Origin of the sequence: Advenella sp. FME57, assembly GCF_014897675.1 — a bacterium.
Taxonomy (GTDB): domain Bacteria; phylum Pseudomonadota; class Gammaproteobacteria; order Burkholderiales; family Burkholderiaceae_B; genus Advenella.
The window spans coordinates 1-17374 of the sequence record NZ_JABUXU010000014.1; the positions used below are offsets into that span (position 1 = coordinate 1).

A 17374-nucleotide genomic window follows, 5' to 3' on the forward strand; every position below is an offset into this window, starting at 1 on the left:
ACTTTACCCACGCAGCCGTTTTAAGATCCGTAATTACCCTAAGCGCATGATTTGATTCAGTTTCGCCTTTTTACGACAATTTTTATAATTTTTGAGCCCGCTCCCACGACGTTCGCTTTTTGCAACAAATACGCAACATCGGGTTTATATCGGCACATGCAATGCAGGCGTTTTTGTACGTTTTTTTCTACAAATAGGGCAAATTTGTCTTCGCTTGCCACACTATCTGACAATTATGCGGGCTGTCGATGTGTGATTTAGCCTAAAAACGACGATTTTTTCGGCTAACTCCACTTTTGAGTCCAGACGTTTTATGCAGACACGCCTGGAAAACACACCGTTCGGCTTTGAGTAAGCTCATTAGCAGACCATACACTGACCAATAAAGCACGTATCTCCGGATTTGACTGCCTTATGTAGGCGTCCGCTCACAGGACAATGTTCACCGGCGGCCAAAAGCTAACGGGGCACGACAATCCTGCGAGTGGGACTTGTCGTCGCTGGGTTCCTGCATATCTTATGTATATAGTCAGGTTCTTATCGGCGTCGTTATATTAACGTCCTTATATAGAGATCCTTAATATAGAGACATAACAGCCCCTATATATAGAAGCTATAGAACAACCGCCTGATTTTTTTAGTCCCTGAGTAGTCGTCCGAAATCAAGAGCGTATAAAAACAAGGGGTATATATAAGGGGCGTCACCAAACATTAGCCATAGCGCATCTTTCTACCGAGCAAACCGCACAAAAGCCTGTTCCAACGGCCGTCGCTCTGTATCGCTATATATAGGCATGCTCCTATCCAACGCTCTCTATATATAAGAGAAGCCAGCCAGATGTACTAGACAGGTCACACATAATGCATCTGCACGACACGCGGCCGTACCCTGCGACCGGGCGGCGAACCGGGCCCTGAATCTGCGTCTTGCTCCACAGCCCCGGTACCGACTTGTCACAAAACGCCTTCTGGCATCCGTCCCGTGTCACGTGCCTTGTCCCCCGCGGGCTATAATTACCCCCATGAATATTCGATTTCTGGAAACTTTCGTCTTGCTGGCTCAAATGCGCAATTTCCGTATGACAGCGGAACGTTTGCATACAACGCAGGCGGCCATCTCCAGTCGTATTGCTTCTTTGGAGCAGGAATTCGGCGTACGCCTGTTCGACCGTAACGCCCGCGATGTGTCGCTGACGCCCGACGGCAGCAAAGCCCTCGTTCATGCCGAACGCATGGTCAAGCTGTTGCGCGACATGAAGGACGACATGCTGGACAAGCATACCTATGCCGGCGTCATTCGCATCGGCGTGATTGAATCCATTGTGCACAGCTGGTTTCCCGAGTTTCTGGCCCGTCTGCATGAAAGCTATCCACGCCTGAGAATTGAAATTGCCAGTGACACCACCGTCCATTTGACCGAACAGCTCAATAAAGGGGGTCTGGATCTGGTATTGCAAGGCAACGCCATCCATGTTTCGCAGGTCGATGCCATTGCCCTGGGTCAATTACCCATGCGCTGGGTAGCCAGCCCAACACTGGAAATCGGCAATGACGTACTCAGCCTGGTAGATCTGGCCGCCTTTCCCATCGTCAGCTTTGCGCGTGAATCTGAACCCTACGCCGCCATCGAAAGAATGTTTGCTACGGCGGGAGACATATCCCTGCACCTTAACGGTATTTCTTCTGTGGCCACCATGATCAGACTGGTACGGGACGGTTTCGGCGTAGCGGCCCTGCCACCGGCAATTATCCAGCAGGAGTTGAATGCGCATACCTTACAGCTGCTGCGGGCAGATACGGTCTTGCCGCCGCTCGAATTGCAGGCCGCATTCCGTCACAACCAGGACAACCCGCTGGCCGAGACCATCGGCCTGATTGCCCAGGATGTTGCCGTCGCATTTGCCACGAATCGGGGCCAGAGCATCGCCTGTGCGCCGCTGTAAACCTGAAGGCCCATCACATCCTCACAGAACAGGCCCGAGGCATCCGCCTTGATCTGTCCAGCCTGCGTTCCAGGCCTAAGTATTTACCCTAGAGTCAGATTCTGCCCCCGAGCCAGATGATCATATTTTCGACGCTAAAAGCCTGGCCAAATACGATCATAACCATATGATATTTATCTATATTTTATGAATTCCGCGACGTCATGCCGGACAGCAATAAGATTTTGCAATCACTACTCCATATATTTTCTTGTTGGACAGTCAAAAACGCGCTACCTACACTGCCCACATATAAGACCTGACACAACTTAACGTTGCGCCACGTTGGCCGCAACAAGCAGTCTTATTCCCGGCCACGCCCCTGTACAGGGCATCATCCCCGGCCACATTCCACCCACCGCTGACCGGCTCTTGCGCCGGACAGCCCTATTCAACACGCAACTGTAGTTGGAAAACACGATGAATAACTCAAGCACTGCGACCAGCCCTAGCCTGGGCACCGACGCGAACGAACTGAAGGCAACCTATATCAAAATTGCCTGGCGATTGATCCCTTTTCTGGTCTTCCTATTCATTCTGGCCTGGCTGGACCGCGTTAACGTCGGTTTTGCCAAACTGCACATGCTGCAGGACCTGCAATTTAGCGAAGCCGTATACGGACTGGGCGCTGGGATCTTTTTTATCGGCTATTTTCTTTTCGAAGTGCCCAGCAATCTGCTGCTGGAAAAGATTGGCGCCCGCAAAACGCTGGCCCGCATCACCATTTTGTGGGGAGCCGCTTCCATCGCTATGGCGTATGTCACCACCCCCACGCAGTTCTATATCATGCGTTTTCTGCTTGGCGTATTTGAAGCCGGCTTCTTCCCGGGCGTGGTGCTTTATCTCACCTACTGGTTCCCGGCGGAATACCGGGCGCGCGTCAACGGACTGTTCATGACATCGTTCGCGCTCGCCGGTGTGATCGGCGGCCCGCTGGCCGGCCTGATTCTGAACGGCATGCAGGATGTGGGGCACCTGGCAAACTGGCAGTGGCTGTTTATTATTGAAGGTATTCCATCTGTCATTGCCGGGTTGTTCGTGCTGAAGTATCTGCCGGAAAAACCCGTGAACGCCAAATGGCTCACACCACAGGAACAACAGGCAGTAACGCGCGCCCTGGAGCTTGAAAACAGCCAGACAGGCAATAAGCATCTGTCTTTCAAAGACGCCTACCGCAATTCTGCAATCTGGCTCTGTGCCGCGGTTTATTTTTGCATTGTCAGCGGCAACGCCACCATTGCATTCTGGAGTCCATCCATCATCAAAGCGATCGGCATCAACAATGACCTGATGATTGGTGTGCTCTCAGCCCTGCCCTTCATTGCCGGAACAATCGCAATGGTCTGGAATGGCGCTCACTCGGACAAAACCGGCGAACGTCGCATGCATTGCGCCGTGGCAACATTGATCGCATGTCTGGGGCTGGTTGCCACCGGCATGCTATTGCACAATGCCCTGTTCGCGCTCATCGCCCTTACCATTGCCTCTGTCGGCATCCTGGCCGCCTTTCCTGTGTTCTGGTCCATTCCCGCAGCCTTTCTGGCCGGCACCGCCGCAGCAGGCGGTATTGCGCTGATCAACTCCATAGGCAACCTTGCCGGATTTGTAGCGCCATACATGATCGGCACCTTGAAAACCAGCACGGGCTCGCTGTCTTCCGGACTGTATTTTGTCGCAGCGCTGGAAATACTAGCCTCAATCCTGGTCATCCTTTTTGTCAAAAAGCGCTGATCCAGCGCCCCCATCATTTCACAGGCATGTGTGACACATCACGCATGCTTGTTCCCCCATCTGTTTATCAAGAGTATTGCCATGAAACTTGAATTCTCACTTGCCCAAGCCCCTTCAGCAACCGTTGTTGCAGATATTGATTCCCTGATCGTTGCTGGCTGGGCCGGACGCGACATCAAAGCCATCGAACACCATATAGAAGAGCTGGCCGCCCTTGGCGTGCCCCGCCCCAGCACAGTTCCGCTATATTACAGAGTAGCCAATAACCAGTTGACCCAGGCAAGCCACATTCAGGCGCTGGGAACCGAGTCGTCCGGCGAAGTTGAAGTCTTCGTGTTCACCGTGGATGGCACCATGTATGTCAGCCTGGCCTCAGACCATACTGATCGTAAACTGGAAGCCTATGGCGTGGCCGAATCCAAACAGGCTTGCGTCAAACCGGTAGCAACCTCCGCCTGGCGTTTTGACGAGGTGGTTGAACATTGGGACCAATTAGTCATCCGCTCCTGGATCGAGGAGGATGGCAACAAAGTACTGTATCAGGAAGGCACCCTGGACAGCCTGCGTCTGCCACAGGAATTGATCCAGGGCTATACAGGTAACCAGAACGTGCTACCGGAAGGACATGGCATGATCTGCGGCACGGTCGGCGCTATTGGCGGCATCCGTCCATCCAATACATTTGTGATGGAGCTGCACGATCCGGTCAAGAATCGCAGCCTGCAACACACCTACCGTGTTGAAACGCTACCTGTAGTGGCCTGACAATCCCGACTAGCCGCTTTCTATCCACTAATTTCGTTTGTCATTAATGGTTGTCCAATGAACTCTTCAGCTTTTCCCAGTCTGACCTGCCTGTCGCACGCGCTCGATGAAGGCTCAATCTCTTCGGTCCAACTGACGCAACAGGCCCTGGCGCGCGCAACCAGCGGCGAAGGCCCCAAGGTCTATACCCAGGTCTTTGATGAGCAAGCGCTGGCCGCAGCCGCGGCTGCCGATACACTGCGCCAGGCGGGCATGCGCCGCTCTGCAGTCGACGGTTTGCCCATATCGGTCAAGGATCTGTTTGATATCAAAGGCAAGCCTACACGGGCCGGCTCGGTCGTATTGAACGAGGCGTCCGCCGCCTCAGCCAATGCCACGGTGGTACAGCGGCTGATCAACGCCGGCGCTGTCATTATCGGCACAACCAATATGACGGAATTTGCCTACTCCGGCCTGGGTGTGAACCCTCATTACGGCACGCCCCGCAACCCGTGGGAACGCACAGTGGGCGAAGGACGCATTCCAGGCGGCTCGTCTTCCGGCGCCGCGGTATCGGTCACAGACGGGATGGCGGTAGCGGCCATCGGTTCAGATACCGGCGGCTCTGTGCGCATCCCTTCTGCCCTGTGCGGGCTGACCGGTTTCAAACCGACTGCACGTCGGGTGCCACAGCAAGGCGTATTGCCACTGTCCACGACCCTGGATTCCATCGGCCCACTGGCCGCCAGCGTAGCGTGTTGCGCCATATTGGATGCCCTTATGACAGGTGAAAATCACACACCGATTGCACCCAAACCCCTCAAGGGTCTGCGTCTGCTGTTTCCCAGCAACGCCGTGCTTGACGGCGCTGACGATCATGTCGCGACAAGCTTTGCACATGTGCTGTCACAACTGTCGGCTGCCGGCGCCATTATTGTAGAGCAAGCCGTACCGCCATTTGACCAGTTGCCCGGCATCAACGCTCAGGGCGGTTTCATTGCAGCCGAGGCCTGGGCATGGCATCGCCAGCTAATCGCGGACAAGGCCGACGCCTATGATCCACGCGTAGTCTCGCGCATGTTGCGTGGCAAGCAGATTAGCGCGGCCGATTATATCGACCTGCTGCACCGTCGCACGCAGTGGATACAGCAATTGCAAATGCAATTGGCGGACTACGATGCCATGATCATGCCTACCGTGCCGGTCATCGCACCCACGATTGCCGAGCTGCAGGATGAGGAGGTTTATCACAAAACCAATTTGCTGCTTCTGCGCAATCCTACCTTCATCAATTTCCTGGACGGTTGTGCGGTATCTTTACCCTGCCATGCACCAGGGACTGCGCCCGTGGGCGTTAGCATCGCAGCGGCCGGCGGGCAAGATCGCACGGTCCTGGCAATCGCCAAAGCGGTGGAAACTCTGTTGCAAAGCTAGGGTTGACAGGTCGGCAATAGCATCGCAAACTTTATGTATTGCCGACCGACAAAAATATGCAAGGTCATCCGGCACAGGAGCTGCGAACATGGACCACACTGCCCTTCCCGCTCGTACCGTTCGATGGAATAGCTGGGACAATACCGGCCTGGAGCATTTCTGTCTGCATATGAATGCCGACACGATCCAGGGTGAGGGCGTCGTGATCGGCGCAAGAGGCGGCGCACCCTACGGGCTGCACTACCGGGTCACGACTGACATGCAATGGCGCACCCGCGAAGTGTGGGTTCGGATGGCCAGCGGCGTTTATTTGCATGTTTTTTCCGACGGCCAGGGACACTGGACCGATGACAGGGGCAATGCGATGCCCAATCTGGACGGCTGCCAGGATGTCGATATTGCTGCCACGCCCTTTACCAATACCCTGCCGATACGGCGGCTCACCATGAACGAGGGACATACCGCCGAACTGACCATGGCCTATGTGCCCTTGCCGTCCCTGCTGATGTGCCCTGACGGGCAACGTTACACCCGTATTGCCGACCGACGTTATCTGTATGAAAGCCCTGGCCGCGATTTCTCTGCCGAGCTGGAGGTGGACGAGGATGGGCTTGTGATGAATTACCCGGGGTTGTTTCGCAGAATGTAGTCGAGCAATTGAGTGGCTCCGATTCCTTGGTCGCCGTAATTGGTCTGAACTAGCTTGCCCCGAGTCTTGCTGAATCAATGCGTGTCATGCTAGTTTCTTCTTTATCGCGGCAGTCGGAAATGGATGAAACACTGGCAACAGGGATTAAGTGAACATCTGCATGTTTATATTCCGGAACCTTGCTTAGGTCAAACGGCCTGACATAGTATTTGCCGTCAAGCTCAATGAACACTCGCAACCCTATACTCTCATCGGGCACCGAACTCTGCAGCACGCGGGGAAAAGATATCTTTTGTCCTCCCTCTGCACCCAATACCAAGCAAGGATTGCCGCTGGGGCTTTTGAGCTGAAAGGCAGCACGAGCTAGTTCCGCACCCACGGTCGGAATCATAGTCGTTAATCCGGTGACAAGGAAAGCCCCCACTACCAGCGACTTAAATGGCTGTCGGTAAAGTTTTGTATCGTAAAAGAAACATGCGAGGATTAGCTGAAGGAATAACACAAAAAGGACGACTGCAGCTAATGCGATCAATAAGCCAATTTGGTTGGCCCATAGCTGATCTGCCAGCGAAATGGCGAATGTATAAAGCACTGTCATAAGTATGACGTGCCCAAGCCCAACAACAGATATTTGACCATAGAATCCAGGCCTTATCTGTTTTGCTGAAATTCCAGCCGAGCAGCAGATAATTGTCAGCATACCGAACGAAACCAGAATTTGACTAAAAACCAACAGAGCTCCCCACCAGATACCGGTGTAATTGTTGTCTGCCACCCACCAAATGACTCCCCATAAAATCAGCGCATTCAGTACTCCGCACAGGATCCATAAACACGCAAGTGCCCTTCTACTACCTTTACGTGCCTCAGACTTGGCGACTTCAAATCTACCGATCAAAGGTACATTCTTCTCGTCTGGAGAAACGAAAAAAACAACCGTTGGCAAAAATACGATTATCGCCACAGCAAAAACACCCAATACGCAATAAGCCAAGATAACAGGGAAAACAGAAATCAATCCAGAAGATAACGAGTTGAGCGGAAGCTGGTATACCCGCGCATAGTTAGTAAACGCCATGACCGAACAAACCAACCCAAGCGCTGTCAATGGCCAGGCACAATCGTGCAATAATTTAAATTGCGCTATCAGTTGGCGAAAGAATACTTGGATTTGCTGCCCGAACAGCGCGTTACTCCGTTCCAAATCCGAAAGTTCGTTCATATCTTCGTTAGTCTGTTGACTCGTGCAATTTTCCATATTTAAAATCAACCTGAAGCCTTAATCTGATTGAATGCAGGCAGCGATCCGGCATTAGGGTTACTGATCCCTATAACTTACTATTGTCACATTACTCAGACGCGATCATGAGAACTTGCCACCCCAGGTTGGATCAATGGTGTAAGCCTTCATGAAATCGAATTCGTCCTCGTAATGAACAAGAGGTTTCACCGGCAACCATTCTTTGGGGACATAGGGGCTGTCGATATTGACTTCGTAGCCATTGCGCCAGGCCAATTTGGCAAGCACCACCGCCTCGGTGCTAATAATATCCGCAGTATATCCACTTTCGACATCCGCTCTGCTTCTCAAAAACCTCGGCTTTACAAATTCCGCAAGGGCATTTTCCATTCGCGCAACATCACCCGTCGCCAGTCCCAAGTAATACTGATAGGTATCCATAATCCACCTATTACGAGGTTTGGAGCGGGGATCTGCAATGTACCGTCGGCTACGTTCTTCCAATAAATCCCATTCACCCCGCATGGCAATGAAGAAATTTTTAATCTGATACTCATATGAGTGATGATCATTGATCCTGTCATTAATAAGTACGCTATCTAAATTTGAATACCAACTAATAATCCCATCATGATCCGACAATAATACAGGCAAACCGCCAAACACTCTGAAAAGAGTGTAAGAGCGATCTTCCCAATTGTTCCAATTTTCTAATGTATAGATGTAGTGGATTTTTGCTTGGTTAAAGAGCAAAGATCTCATTCCAGCAGGATCGTCTTCTACATAGAATTTATACATAGCATTGGCTAAAAAATATATTTCAAACTCCCACATGCGCCACCGCAGGACCCCGGTCCTTTTTTTAATTTCTTCTTCTTTAAGCATCACTCCTCAGTTGTAAAGCGGACTCTTTGCGTATTCCTTAATATGTTCCAAACGAGCAACGGCCTTCGCTGTGTTGGGTACGCCAGCGCCACATCCAGCGTGGCACGGCTCAGATATTCCCGATGGGTCAGCCCCAATTCCCAGCCTGCGGTGCGACGGCGCTGGATTTCGATTTCCGTACCATCAAGGTGGTTAGAGGAGCGCCGTTCCCACCCTTTGAAATAGGCCTGGGTTTTGCGACGGCTGTCTCGCCAAATCACTCGCGAAAGGGTCAAATCGGTGGTCCGACTGTCGCCGCTGTAGACGTAGGGCCTGATACTGCCGGCCACCAGTTGGCGATAACTGAACTGGTTTGTGTTGAAGGCGAGCTGCCAGTAACCCCAGGGAATAGAATAATGAAAGGCCGTACTGCCGGAGCGACGGCGGTGATTTTTCGTATTGCCCAGCGTACGACTATGGCTGACGTAAAAAATGTCGTTCAATGTGAAAATGTGGTCCGCTGCTACCGTCAAAGTCGTCTGGTACTTGCCGGTCGCTTTGTTGCCGGCATCATCAACCGAAGCGAACGCCCGCAATGGTCTGCTTTGGTTCCAGTTAATCAGCAATTCACTTTGTCCGGGCAACCGTCCCGGCCCAATACCGAAGTCCGCTTGCACCGTTGGCAGGCGTCGAAGGTTTTCCAAACCCTGCTCCAGATCTCGCAGATTCAGAATCGCGCCTTCTGTAACCGGTACCGCATTCCAGAAATGCGCTCTGATGTCCGACGTGTCTGAACGCCGGATCGCGCTGATGATGCCTGGCAGGACCGTCAGCGTCAGTTTGCCGCTGGATATATCCTGGGGCGTCACCAGCACACGCGTGGTGACATAGCCCTGCTCGATGAGCAGGTCCTGCAGGCGCATAGCCAAGGCCTGTACGCTTTGTGCCCCCAGGCAACGACCAATTGGCGATGCCAAACCGTGCTCACTGTCTTTTCCGCTAAGAATCCTGGCCAATGATGCAGCAAATTGATCGGACTGCCGGCCATCCAAATGTACTTTGCGAATCACAAAGCACGGCTTTTCATCGGAGACATAGTCGGGTTGGACGACGTGCCCAGGCACAGCAGCCCAATCGTTGAAAAGACCACTGGGCTGATCGGGTAGATTTTGCTCGCGCTCAATGCGCGCCTGATTGGCGCCTGCCTGTTGTTGCAGCACGGCATCCCGTTGCTCCAGGCTCAGGGCGTGTGCAGTTGAGACAAAAAAATTTGAAAGAATGCTCGTGCTGGCGACAACGCACAAAGCTTGTACAAGACGAATTCGTTTGACGACAAAGCACATGTTTCGGAACTAACGTTTGAGCGCTTGGACTTCCGAAACCTACCCGAAAACACGAATTTTGTAATTTACCTAGATCAAATGATCACCATTTAATAGTGAATGTGTCGTTAGTTTGCTGCCACCCCTCCAGCTCCTGGCGGATATTGCAGCTGGTTATGTCCGGTGAACATCGTCATCCGACCGGTATGCTTGAGCGTCACCTTGAAGGTCTCGCAGGATTTGGGCACGCTGATCGAGCGCATGCTGTCGCTCGATTCAAAGGTCAGTTTCTGACAGGCCGCGTCACCTCTGGCTATGGAAATTACACCAGGAGCGCGCCGCTTTCTTTGATTTTCCCCAGGGCAAAGCTGGATCTCATATCCACCACAGATGGGTGCTGCATAAGTACGTTCATGGCAAATGCAGAAAACGCGGCCAGGTCCTGCACTTGCACGCGCAGCAGGTAATCCATATCTCCCGACATAGAATGGCACTCGACCACTTCCGGCCAGAGCTGGACATCACGATTGAAATCCTGCATGGGGGCATGGCTGGAGCCACTGTGCTTGTTGAGCCGGATAGAGACAAATGCGATCAGGCCGCGCCCGATTCTGTCGGCGTCAACGCGCGCGGCGTATCCTTTGATATAGCCCTCTTCTTCCAGGCGCTTTACCCGGCGCAGACACGGGCTTGGAGAGAGCGCTATTTTATCGGCCAGGTCCTGGTTGCTTAACCGGCCATTTTTCTGCAGAAGGTTAAGAATTTGCCGGTCTGTTTTATCTAGTGTATTTAGTGACATAATCTTTCCTAAATAGAACGAAAAATGAAATAATAATGCAAGATATGTAAATATTGCAGCATTTTTTGCAATCGTCTGCCTCGCCTTTTTGCTTAGAATAGACGTTTTATCAGAACAAAAAACTTCAGGAGCAATGCTATGTCTACAACAACGTTTACGCCTTGGGAAAACCCGATGGGCACAAATGGCTTTGAATTTGTTGAATATACAGCACCCGACCCCGTTGCACTCGGAAAAGTATTTGAAACATTGGGTTTTAAAGCCATCGCCCGGCACCGCCATAAAGACGTGACGCTGTACCGTCAGGGTGAGATCAATTTTCTGATCAATGCCGAAAAAGACTCTTTTGCCCAGCGCTTTGCCCGCCTGCATGGCCCCTCCATCTGTGCCATTGCATTCCGGGTCGATGACGCGACCAAGGCATACCAGCGCGCGCTCGAGCTGGGCGCCTGGGGGTTTGACTCCGGCAGCGGTCCGATGGAACTGAATATCCCGGCCATCAAGGGTATTGGCGATTCACTGATCTATCTGGTAGACCGCTGGAAAGGCAAGAATGGTACGGGCGGTATCGGCGACATCAGTATTTATGATGTGGACTTTGTCGCCATCGACCCGTCTACTGCCGAAGAAGACTTGAACTACAAAGGTGCGGGGCTGGAAATCATTGACCACCTGACCCACAACGTACACAAGGGCCGCATGGACGAGTGGGCCGAGTTCTATGAGCGTCTGTTCAACTTTCGCGAAGTGCGCTACTTTGACATCGAAGGCAAGGTTACCGGGGTCAAGTCCAAGGCCATGACATCGCCTTGCGGCAAGATCCGCATCCCGATCAACGAGGAAGGAACGGAAGAAAAAGGGCAGATTCAGGAATATCTTGATATGTATCGCGGTGAAGGAATCCAGCATATCGCCCTGGGCACCAGCACCATTTATGACACGATCGAGAACCTGCACACCCGCGAGCTGCGTTTTCTGGATACCCCCGACACCTATTACGAACTGCTGAGCACCCGATTGCCTAATCACGGCGAAGATGTCGATCGCCTGAAGAAAAATCGCATTCTGCTCGATGGGGGACCAAACAACGACCTGCTGCTGCAAATCTTCACCGAAAACCAGATCGGCCCGATTTTCTTTGAGATCATTCAACGCAAGGGCAACGAAGGGTTTGGTGAAGGCAACTTCAAGGCGCTGTTCGAGTCCATAGAACTGGACCAGATGCGCCGCGGGGTTGTGCGCGCCGTTGATTAAGGTATCTTTGACTATAAATGGGTACCGTTGCCTAATGCACGGTACCCCTGTGTGGCTTATTGCTGCGCCGTTGCCGTCCGGCTGGCAAGCCTCAGCCCATTGCCTGAACCAGGAAAGTGCAAATACTTAGGCGTTTCTCGTGCTCGGGCACGTAGTCGGAAAGCAGTCTTAAAGCAAACGCGCGGCGTATCCGCGAAAACCAACGGACCGCTGCTTTCTGCCAACTTGCAGAATACCGCGGTTTTTATTTGCTCGAAGACCACGCTATGGCAGATTACTCCATGACAGATCGCATCCCGGCCCGATCACTTATCGCTCAAGACCTGCCATGATCAAATGTAATGCCCTAACTTTTGAGTTTGTCTGAATAACGTTTTTTGAATTTCTCCACTTTTGGTGAAATCACAAATGCGCAATAAGACTGGTTCGGATGCTGAATGAAATAATCGTCGTGGTAGCTTTCTGCCGGCCAGAATGGCGCAGCCGGCAGCGATTTGGTCACGATGGGGTCGGCAAAATCAGCCTGCCGGGCAGCCATAACCTGTGCTGCTGTTTGTTTCTGTTCGTCAGACTGCCAGAAAATGGCAGAAGCATACTGCGGGCCCACATCGTTACCCTGGCGATCGGGCGTGGTTGGGTCGTGTGTGTCAAAGAAAATGTCGAGCAGGTCCTGGTAACCGATGACGGCAGGATCAAATTCAATCCGCACCACCTCTATGTGGCCGGTGTTCTTGCCGCAGACCTGTTCGTAACTCGGGTTCTGCACATGCCCGCCGCAATAGCCCGATTGCACCGAAAGCACACCCTGCAATTGCTGGAACACTGCCTCTGAACACCAGAAGCAGCCGCTGCCCAATACCGCGATTTCAGTTTGATTTGTCAAAATATTCACCTTCAAAAGAACCCGTCCGCCAGGCCTGTGCCCTGCCGATACGGTGGCGGCCAATGCAGGACACATTTGTCCGACATTCACCCCGAGAAACGGTTAAACAGCCCGCAAGGACCTTTTCAACTGTCATAGCCCGTCTTGCATATCCGCTCCTGGAAGAATCTGTACATACCGCGTTCGCGCCCAGGCGGGGATCAATCACTATTTTGCCGGGCTGGCCAGCGACAGAATCCAGGTGGCCAGTGCGGTAGCCTCTTCTTCGGTTACCTGCGGCTGCGCCGGCATGGGCACAGCACCCCAGCGACCGCGCCCACCCTTGCGAATGCTGTTGGCCAGATAGTCGATCATGGGTTGCCCACCGGCCACATAGCGCTTTGCCACGGCCGCAAACGGCGGCCCGACACGGGTTTTGTCGACCTGGTGACAACCCATGCAGATATTGTCCTTTGCCAATTGCGGTCCGTCGGTCAACGTTTGCGCCCTGGCATAGTTTATGTTGAATGCAATAATTGCCAAGCAGGCGACAATCTGTTTTCCTGACACTACGGTAACCTTTTAAATTTTAACAATTAACTTGCGTTTATTTTACCCGACCACGCACAAAGCGTTGGCCGCGCCTTTATACTTTCCATTTCATTGTCGCATTTTGGTTCTTATGATCGCATATCCACAATTTAATCCGATTGCACTTGAAATCGGTCCGCTCAAAATCCATTGGTATGGCCTGATGTATGTGGCCGCGTTTGCCCTGCTCTGGATTCTCGGCAAGTATCGAATAAAAAAAGGAATGATACGACTGACGGTCTCCGAATTCGAAGATCTGATCTTCTACGGAGTCATGGGTGTGGTGGTGGGCGGACGCCTGGGTTATGTTCTGTTTTACCAGCCGGCCTATTATTTTTCCAATCCGCTGCATATCTTTTCTGTCTGGGATGGAGGCATGGCGTTTCATGGTGGACTGATTGGCGTGCTGGTCGTGCTGTACCTATATGCACGCAAAAAAGGCATGACATTTTTCGAGGTTGCAGATTTCATCGCCCCACTGGTACCGCTGGGTCTGGCCATGGGCCGCATCGGCAATTTCATTAACGGCGAACTGTGGGGGCGACCTTCGGATCTGCCCTGGGCAATGATATTTCCCCAAGGAGGGCCCATTGCCCGCCACCCTTCCCAGCTTTACGAAATGCTGGCCGAAGGGGTAGTCCTGTTTGCAGTCGTATGGATATTTTCTTCCAGGAAACGCTGGGTGGGGCAAACCAGCGGCGTATTCATGATCGGTTATGGCCTGGCCCGGTTCCTGGTGGAATACACGCGTGAACCGGACAGCTTCCTGGGTACGCTAAGCCTGGGGCTGTCCATGGGTCAGTGGCTGTCACTGCCCATGATCATAGTTGGTATCGCGATCTTTATTTGGGCAACAAAAAGATCGCTCCCTCCATCGACAGTGTGACTGTTTCCTTGCCGGCCTCGATTGCGGGACCGGCCTTGGCGGCACGCATTGCCATCATGCGCGGCTGGTAGCTTTCGGGCTGTCCGACATCACCCAGGCGCAATGACTTGATGCGATAGCCGCCAAATTCCAGTGCGGTCACTGCATCCTGGGCACGGGTTTTGAAGGCCTTCGTGGTCGCGGCAAGCAGGCGCTTTTCAATGGTCTCGCGTGCTTCACGCGACAGGGAAAACCGAATGCCGTCCAATGCCATATCCTCGTCAACATCGGCCGCAAACTGGCTGGCCTTTTCCATGTTTTTGGAAGTAATGAGCAATTCGCCGCGCGCAACCCAGATACCGCCGGCATCGTCTGCTTTGCTGTCATCCTTGGCATCGACTGTCCGGGTGCCGGCCGCGGCAGGCTCGACCGGTCGGTTATTGTCACGTTCAAACCACACCTGATAGGAACCGGTGCGAACTTCAAGGTCCTTGTCCGACTTGGCTTTATCACGAACCTTATTCATGGCTTCATTGACACTGCGCGACAGGTCGACCTGGTTTTCGCCACGCAACTCACGGGTCAGCGTCAGGGTGACGGTGTCCTGAGCCACCGTCTCGGATGCAGAGGCGCTCAGCGCCAGCGTCGGCTCTGTTGACTGTGCGGTGGCCGGGCTCGTGGCTGGCTGGGCACGTACCGCAGTAGCGGGTACAGCCACGGCGCCCAGTGTGAACATGGCGATCAAAGTGGCTTTGGACAAAAACGCGTGGGAAAACGTGCGCTGCATAGATGACTCCGAAAAAAAAACGAGCCATGACAGCTCGTTTTATAGGAATAATGGCCCCGCTTGTATCGTCTAGGCTGGCACCTCGAACCTTTCAGTTCAAAGTTGGTTACCTTCAACAGAGCGTCGGGTTCATCTGACTAGAGACGATCACACCAACTCTGTAATCCGGCGACCGTTGCCATAAGCATAGGTAAGAGATGTATAGCCAAGTCACGAATACAGCAGGGACAAACTGGTAGGTTTAACTGTACAGAAAAATCACTATAAGTTAAACCCTAAATACTTTAAAGTTTTTTCAGATCGTTAAGGCCGGAATCCAGCAATGTATTGAGTTCTTCTATTTTACTCTTGAATTGCCCATATTGCATGCCGCCGAAGCCTTCGTCGGCAGATTTAACGGAAAGCAGATCCGAAGCCATCTGAATGCAGGCCATCACGGCGACACGCTCGTTGCTGGCAGAGGTCATGCCGCCCGAGCCCTTGATTTTCAACATGAGCTGATCGGCCAGCCTGACTGCAGATAGCAGTTTTTGCTTTTCTTCAGGATTACATGCCAGGGAAAAATCGCGCCCCATAATAGAGACATCTATGCGTTCCATTAGTTTACTCCTTCTGACGCATTGCCGGGCAGATTGGCCAGTACGCGTTCCACTTTCTCACGGGCGGTTCTGGCACTTTCCTTCAGCGCATTGGCCTCGTTCTTGGCAGCAGCCAGTTGCTGCTTGACGCTTTGCAGTTCGGCTGTGGTGCCTTCAAGTGTCTGACGCAACTGAACGTTCTCGGCCTGGGCTTGTTCCCGGATACCATTGACTTCGGTCTCGTGATTGGCCAGACGTTCGCTGATAGACTTGAATTGGCCTTCCCGCTCTTGCAGCAGACTTTGCAGTTCTGCCCGTCCGCCTTCAGCCTGTTTAAGGCTGCTCGCCAGGGATTCCCGTTCGGAAGCAAGCTGTTTCGTAAGCTGAACCAGCTGCCCGATGCGGACAGCAACTTGATCTAAATCCTGAAGCATAGTGGTATCACGTTCTCAAAATATGCGGGCACGCTTACGATGCAGTGCACACGGATTTAATTAAATGAGATTGAATTTTACCTGTTCTGAGCCATATTTCCAAAAAATAGACACAAACAGGTACTATTTACGTTCTATTACCATTCACTTCCAATTCGTTCAGGTGCACTCATGGCTTCAATTACAGACAAACAGTATGACCCGATCCCGGCAAAAAAAGTCGCATTTATTGGTTTGGGGGTGATGGGCTTTCCGATGGCCGGGCATCTGGCCCGTGCAGGCCACGACGTCACCGTGTACAACCGTACCGCCAGCAAGAGCGCAGACTGGGTCAGCGAATTCGGCGGCAATAGCGCCCCTACCCCGGCCAAGGCCGCTGAAGGCGCTGAGATTGTCTTTTGCTGCGTAGGCAATGATAATGACCTGCGCAGTGTCACCACCGCTGCCGATGGCGCATTCCATGGCATGCAGCAAAACGCCGTTTTTGTCGACCACACCACGGCGTCGGCCGATGTCGCTCGCGAACTGGCGGCTGCCGCTCGTGAAGGTCAATTCAGCTTTATTGATGCACCGGTATCTGGCGGTCAGGCCGGCGCAGTCGGCGGCGTACTCACCGTGATGTGCGGTGGCGAGCCCGAGGTTTTTGAAAAAATCCAACCCGTAGCGGGTCATTTTGCGCGCGCGGTCACCCTATTGGGCGAACATGGCGCGGGCCAGCTGGCCAAGATGGTCAACCAGATTTGCATTGCCGGACTGGTGCAGGGGCTGTCCGAAGCCATTGCCTTCGGGCAGCGCGCCAATTTGGATATGAATGCGGTGCTGGATGTCATCGGCAAGGGCGCCGCCCAGAGTTGGCAAATGGAAAACCGTGGCAAAACCATGGTGCAGGGAAAATTCGACTTTGGTTTCGCCGTCGACTGGATGCGCAAGGATCTTGGGCTGGTGCTGGATGAGGCCAAACGCAACGGCGCGCTGCTGCCAGTCACTGCCGTGGTGGACCAATTCTATGCCGAAGTACAGCAAAATGGCGGCCAGCGCTGGGATACTTCCAGCCTGATCACCCGGCTGACACCGCGCAAATAGCACCACATAAATAATGGCGCGCCCGCCTGCCCTGATCGGCAGCATGGTCCTGATAAAGGGCCAGCGCAGCCTGCCTGTGTTGTTGTTATTTATACATTGGCGCGGCTTGCGCCCGATGACTGGCAAAACAGCAGCGCGCGCTGTGCCTGGTGTCG

Annotated in this window: 17 protein-coding genes and 1 other RNA gene; 8 read left to right on the top strand and 10 right to left on the bottom strand. The window is 53.0% G+C overall.

Features of this window, described 5'->3' with window-relative positions; all coding sequences use genetic code 11:
- Window positions 1-1022: 1022 nt before the first annotated feature.
- The 5 genes from INT32_RS15750 (at window position 1023) to INT32_RS15770 (ending at window position 6540) form a co-directional block, all read left to right on the top strand.
- Window positions 1023-1943 (top strand): LysR family transcriptional regulator, encoded by a 921-nt coding sequence (locus tag INT32_RS15750; RefSeq protein ID WP_193089674.1) that lies wholly within the window; start codon window positions 1023-1025, stop codon window positions 1941-1943.
- Window positions 1944-2402: 459 nt separating this feature from the next.
- The gene (locus tag INT32_RS15755) at window positions 2403-3713 is read left to right on the top strand and encodes an MFS transporter (RefSeq protein WP_193089675.1); all 1311 of its coding nucleotides are present in this window, start codon (window positions 2403-2405) and stop codon (window positions 3711-3713) included.
- Window positions 3714-3794: 81 nt separating this feature from the next.
- Window positions 3795-4478: a DUF2848 domain-containing protein gene (locus INT32_RS15760; RefSeq protein WP_193089676.1), complete on the top strand. Its 684-nt coding sequence runs from the start codon at window positions 3795-3797 to the stop codon at window positions 4476-4478.
- A 57-nt stretch (window positions 4479-4535) separates the two neighbouring features.
- Window positions 4536-5891: an amidase gene (locus INT32_RS15765; RefSeq protein ID WP_193089677.1), complete on the top strand. Its 1356-nt coding sequence runs from the start codon at window positions 4536-4538 to the stop codon at window positions 5889-5891.
- Between the two features lie 88 nt (window positions 5892-5979).
- Window positions 5980-6540: a putative glycolipid-binding domain-containing protein gene (locus INT32_RS15770; protein ID WP_193089678.1), complete on the top strand. Its 561-nt coding sequence runs from the start codon at window positions 5980-5982 to the stop codon at window positions 6538-6540.
- Between the two features lie 49 nt (window positions 6541-6589).
- Here the strand turns inward: INT32_RS15770 and INT32_RS15775 are convergent, their stop codons facing one another.
- The 4 genes from INT32_RS15775 to INT32_RS15790 all read right to left on the bottom strand — a co-directional run bounded on the left by INT32_RS15775 (window position 6590) and on the right by INT32_RS15790 (window position 10765).
- A complete protein-coding gene (locus INT32_RS15775; RefSeq protein WP_193089679.1) occupies window positions 6590-7762 on the bottom strand; it encodes a hypothetical protein in 1173 nt (390 codons plus the stop codon).
- A gap of 141 nt (window positions 7763-7903) precedes the next feature.
- Window positions 7904-8665: an Imm49 family immunity protein gene (locus INT32_RS15780; RefSeq protein WP_193089680.1), complete on the bottom strand. Its 762-nt coding sequence runs from the start codon at window positions 8663-8665 to the stop codon at window positions 7904-7906.
- Window positions 8665-9864 (bottom strand): ShlB/FhaC/HecB family hemolysin secretion/activation protein, encoded by a 1200-nt coding sequence (locus tag INT32_RS15785; protein WP_193089681.1) that lies wholly within the window; start codon window positions 9862-9864, stop codon window positions 8665-8667. The genes INT32_RS15780 and INT32_RS15785 overlap by 1 nt, the downstream gene beginning before the upstream one ends.
- 424 nt (window positions 9865-10288) lie before the next feature.
- The gene (locus INT32_RS15790; RefSeq protein ID WP_128396377.1) at window positions 10289-10765 is read right to left on the bottom strand and encodes an Lrp/AsnC family transcriptional regulator; all 477 of its coding nucleotides are present in this window, start codon (window positions 10763-10765) and stop codon (window positions 10289-10291) included.
- Between the two features lie 138 nt (window positions 10766-10903).
- Here INT32_RS15790 and hppD point away from each other — a divergent pair, with 138 nt between their 5' ends.
- Window positions 10904-12019, top strand: coding sequence for a 4-hydroxyphenylpyruvate dioxygenase (gene hppD, locus INT32_RS15795; RefSeq protein WP_193089682.1), 1116 nt, complete (start codon window positions 10904-10906; stop codon window positions 12017-12019).
- A 346-nt stretch (window positions 12020-12365) separates the two neighbouring features.
- On the opposite strand, the gene msrA is transcribed toward hppD, so the two are convergent.
- Both msrA and INT32_RS15805 read right to left on the bottom strand, forming a co-directional pair.
- Window positions 12366-12902, bottom strand: a complete 537-nt coding sequence (gene msrA / locus INT32_RS15800; protein WP_226817139.1) for a peptide-methionine (S)-S-oxide reductase MsrA — start codon at window positions 12900-12902, stop codon at window positions 12366-12368.
- A 207-nt stretch (window positions 12903-13109) separates the two neighbouring features.
- Window positions 13110-13424 (bottom strand): c-type cytochrome, encoded by a 315-nt coding sequence (locus tag INT32_RS15805; protein WP_370540250.1) that lies wholly within the window; start codon window positions 13422-13424, stop codon window positions 13110-13112.
- 139 nt (window positions 13425-13563) lie between these two features.
- Here INT32_RS15805 and lgt point away from each other — a divergent pair, with 139 nt between their 5' ends.
- Window positions 13564-14358, top strand: a complete 795-nt coding sequence (lgt, locus tag INT32_RS15810) for a prolipoprotein diacylglyceryl transferase (RefSeq protein WP_193089684.1) — start codon at window positions 13564-13566, stop codon at window positions 14356-14358.
- Here the strand turns inward: lgt and INT32_RS15815 are convergent.
- The 4 genes from INT32_RS15815 to INT32_RS15830 all read right to left on the bottom strand — a co-directional run bounded on the left by INT32_RS15815 (window position 14315) and on the right by INT32_RS15830 (window position 16136).
- On the bottom strand, window positions 14315-15124 hold the full coding sequence (locus tag INT32_RS15815; protein WP_193089685.1) for an SIMPL domain-containing protein: 810 nt from the start codon (window positions 15122-15124) through the stop codon (window positions 14315-14317). The genes lgt and INT32_RS15815 overlap by 44 nt on opposite strands.
- Before the next feature lie 49 nt (window positions 15125-15173).
- Window positions 15174-15355, bottom strand: a non-coding RNA gene (gene ssrS, locus INT32_RS15820) — 6S RNA.
- Window positions 15356-15408: 53 nt separating this feature from the next.
- Window positions 15409-15723 carry a cell division protein ZapA gene (locus tag INT32_RS15825; protein ID WP_193089686.1) on the bottom strand — a complete coding sequence of 105 codons (315 nt, stop codon included), beginning with the start codon at window positions 15721-15723 and terminating at the stop codon, window positions 15409-15411.
- Window positions 15723-16136 (bottom strand): hypothetical protein, encoded by a 414-nt coding sequence (locus INT32_RS15830; protein ID WP_193089687.1) that lies wholly within the window; start codon window positions 16134-16136, stop codon window positions 15723-15725. The genes INT32_RS15825 and INT32_RS15830 overlap by 1 nt, the downstream gene beginning before the upstream one ends.
- A gap of 171 nt (window positions 16137-16307) precedes the next feature.
- Here INT32_RS15830 and INT32_RS15835 point away from each other — a divergent pair, with 171 nt between their 5' ends.
- Window positions 16308-17219 carry an NAD(P)-dependent oxidoreductase gene (locus tag INT32_RS15835; RefSeq protein WP_193089688.1) on the top strand — a complete coding sequence of 304 codons (912 nt, stop codon included), beginning with the start codon at window positions 16308-16310 and terminating at the stop codon, window positions 17217-17219.
- The last annotated feature ends 155 nt before the right edge of the window (window positions 17220-17374 follow it).

What these genes read in the sequence shown, in the direction of transcription:
- INT32_RS15760 (WP_193089676.1), top strand. Translation starts at nt 3,795, where the DNA reads ATGAAACTTGAATTCTCACTTGCCCAAGCCCCTTCAGCAACCGTTGTT.
- INT32_RS15815 (WP_193089685.1), bottom strand. Translation starts at nt 15,124, where the DNA reads ATGCAGCGCACGTTTTCCCACGCGTTTTTGTCCAAAGCCACTTTGATC.
- INT32_RS15835 (WP_193089688.1), top strand. Translation starts at nt 16,308, where the DNA reads ATGGCTTCAATTACAGACAAACAGTATGACCCGATCCCGGCAAAAAAA.
- INT32_RS15780 (WP_193089680.1), bottom strand. Translation starts at nt 8,665, where the DNA reads ATGCTTAAAGAAGAAGAAATTAAAAAAAGGACCGGGGTCCTGCGGTGG.
- INT32_RS15755 (WP_193089675.1), top strand. Translation starts at nt 2,403, where the DNA reads ATGAATAACTCAAGCACTGCGACCAGCCCTAGCCTGGGCACCGACGCG.
- INT32_RS15750 (WP_193089674.1), top strand. Translation starts at nt 1,023, where the DNA reads ATGAATATTCGATTTCTGGAAACTTTCGTCTTGCTGGCTCAAATGCGC.
- INT32_RS15775 (WP_193089679.1), bottom strand. Translation starts at nt 7,762, where the DNA reads ATGAACGAACTTTCGGATTTGGAACGGAGTAACGCGCTGTTCGGGCAG.
- INT32_RS15770 (WP_193089678.1), top strand. Translation starts at nt 5,980, where the DNA reads ATGGACCACACTGCCCTTCCCGCTCGTACCGTTCGATGGAATAGCTGG.
- INT32_RS15830 (WP_193089687.1), bottom strand. Translation starts at nt 16,136, where the DNA reads ATGCTTCAGGATTTAGATCAAGTTGCTGTCCGCATCGGGCAGCTGGTT.
- INT32_RS15765 (WP_193089677.1), top strand. Translation starts at nt 4,536, where the DNA reads ATGAACTCTTCAGCTTTTCCCAGTCTGACCTGCCTGTCGCACGCGCTC.
- lgt (WP_193089684.1), top strand. Translation starts at nt 13,564, where the DNA reads ATGATCGCATATCCACAATTTAATCCGATTGCACTTGAAATCGGTCCG.
- INT32_RS15790 (WP_128396377.1), bottom strand. Translation starts at nt 10,765, where the DNA reads ATGTCACTAAATACACTAGATAAAACAGACCGGCAAATTCTTAACCTT.
- hppD (WP_193089682.1), top strand. Translation starts at nt 10,904, where the DNA reads ATGTCTACAACAACGTTTACGCCTTGGGAAAACCCGATGGGCACAAAT.
- INT32_RS15825 (WP_193089686.1), bottom strand. Translation starts at nt 15,723, where the DNA reads ATGGAACGCATAGATGTCTCTATTATGGGGCGCGATTTTTCCCTGGCA.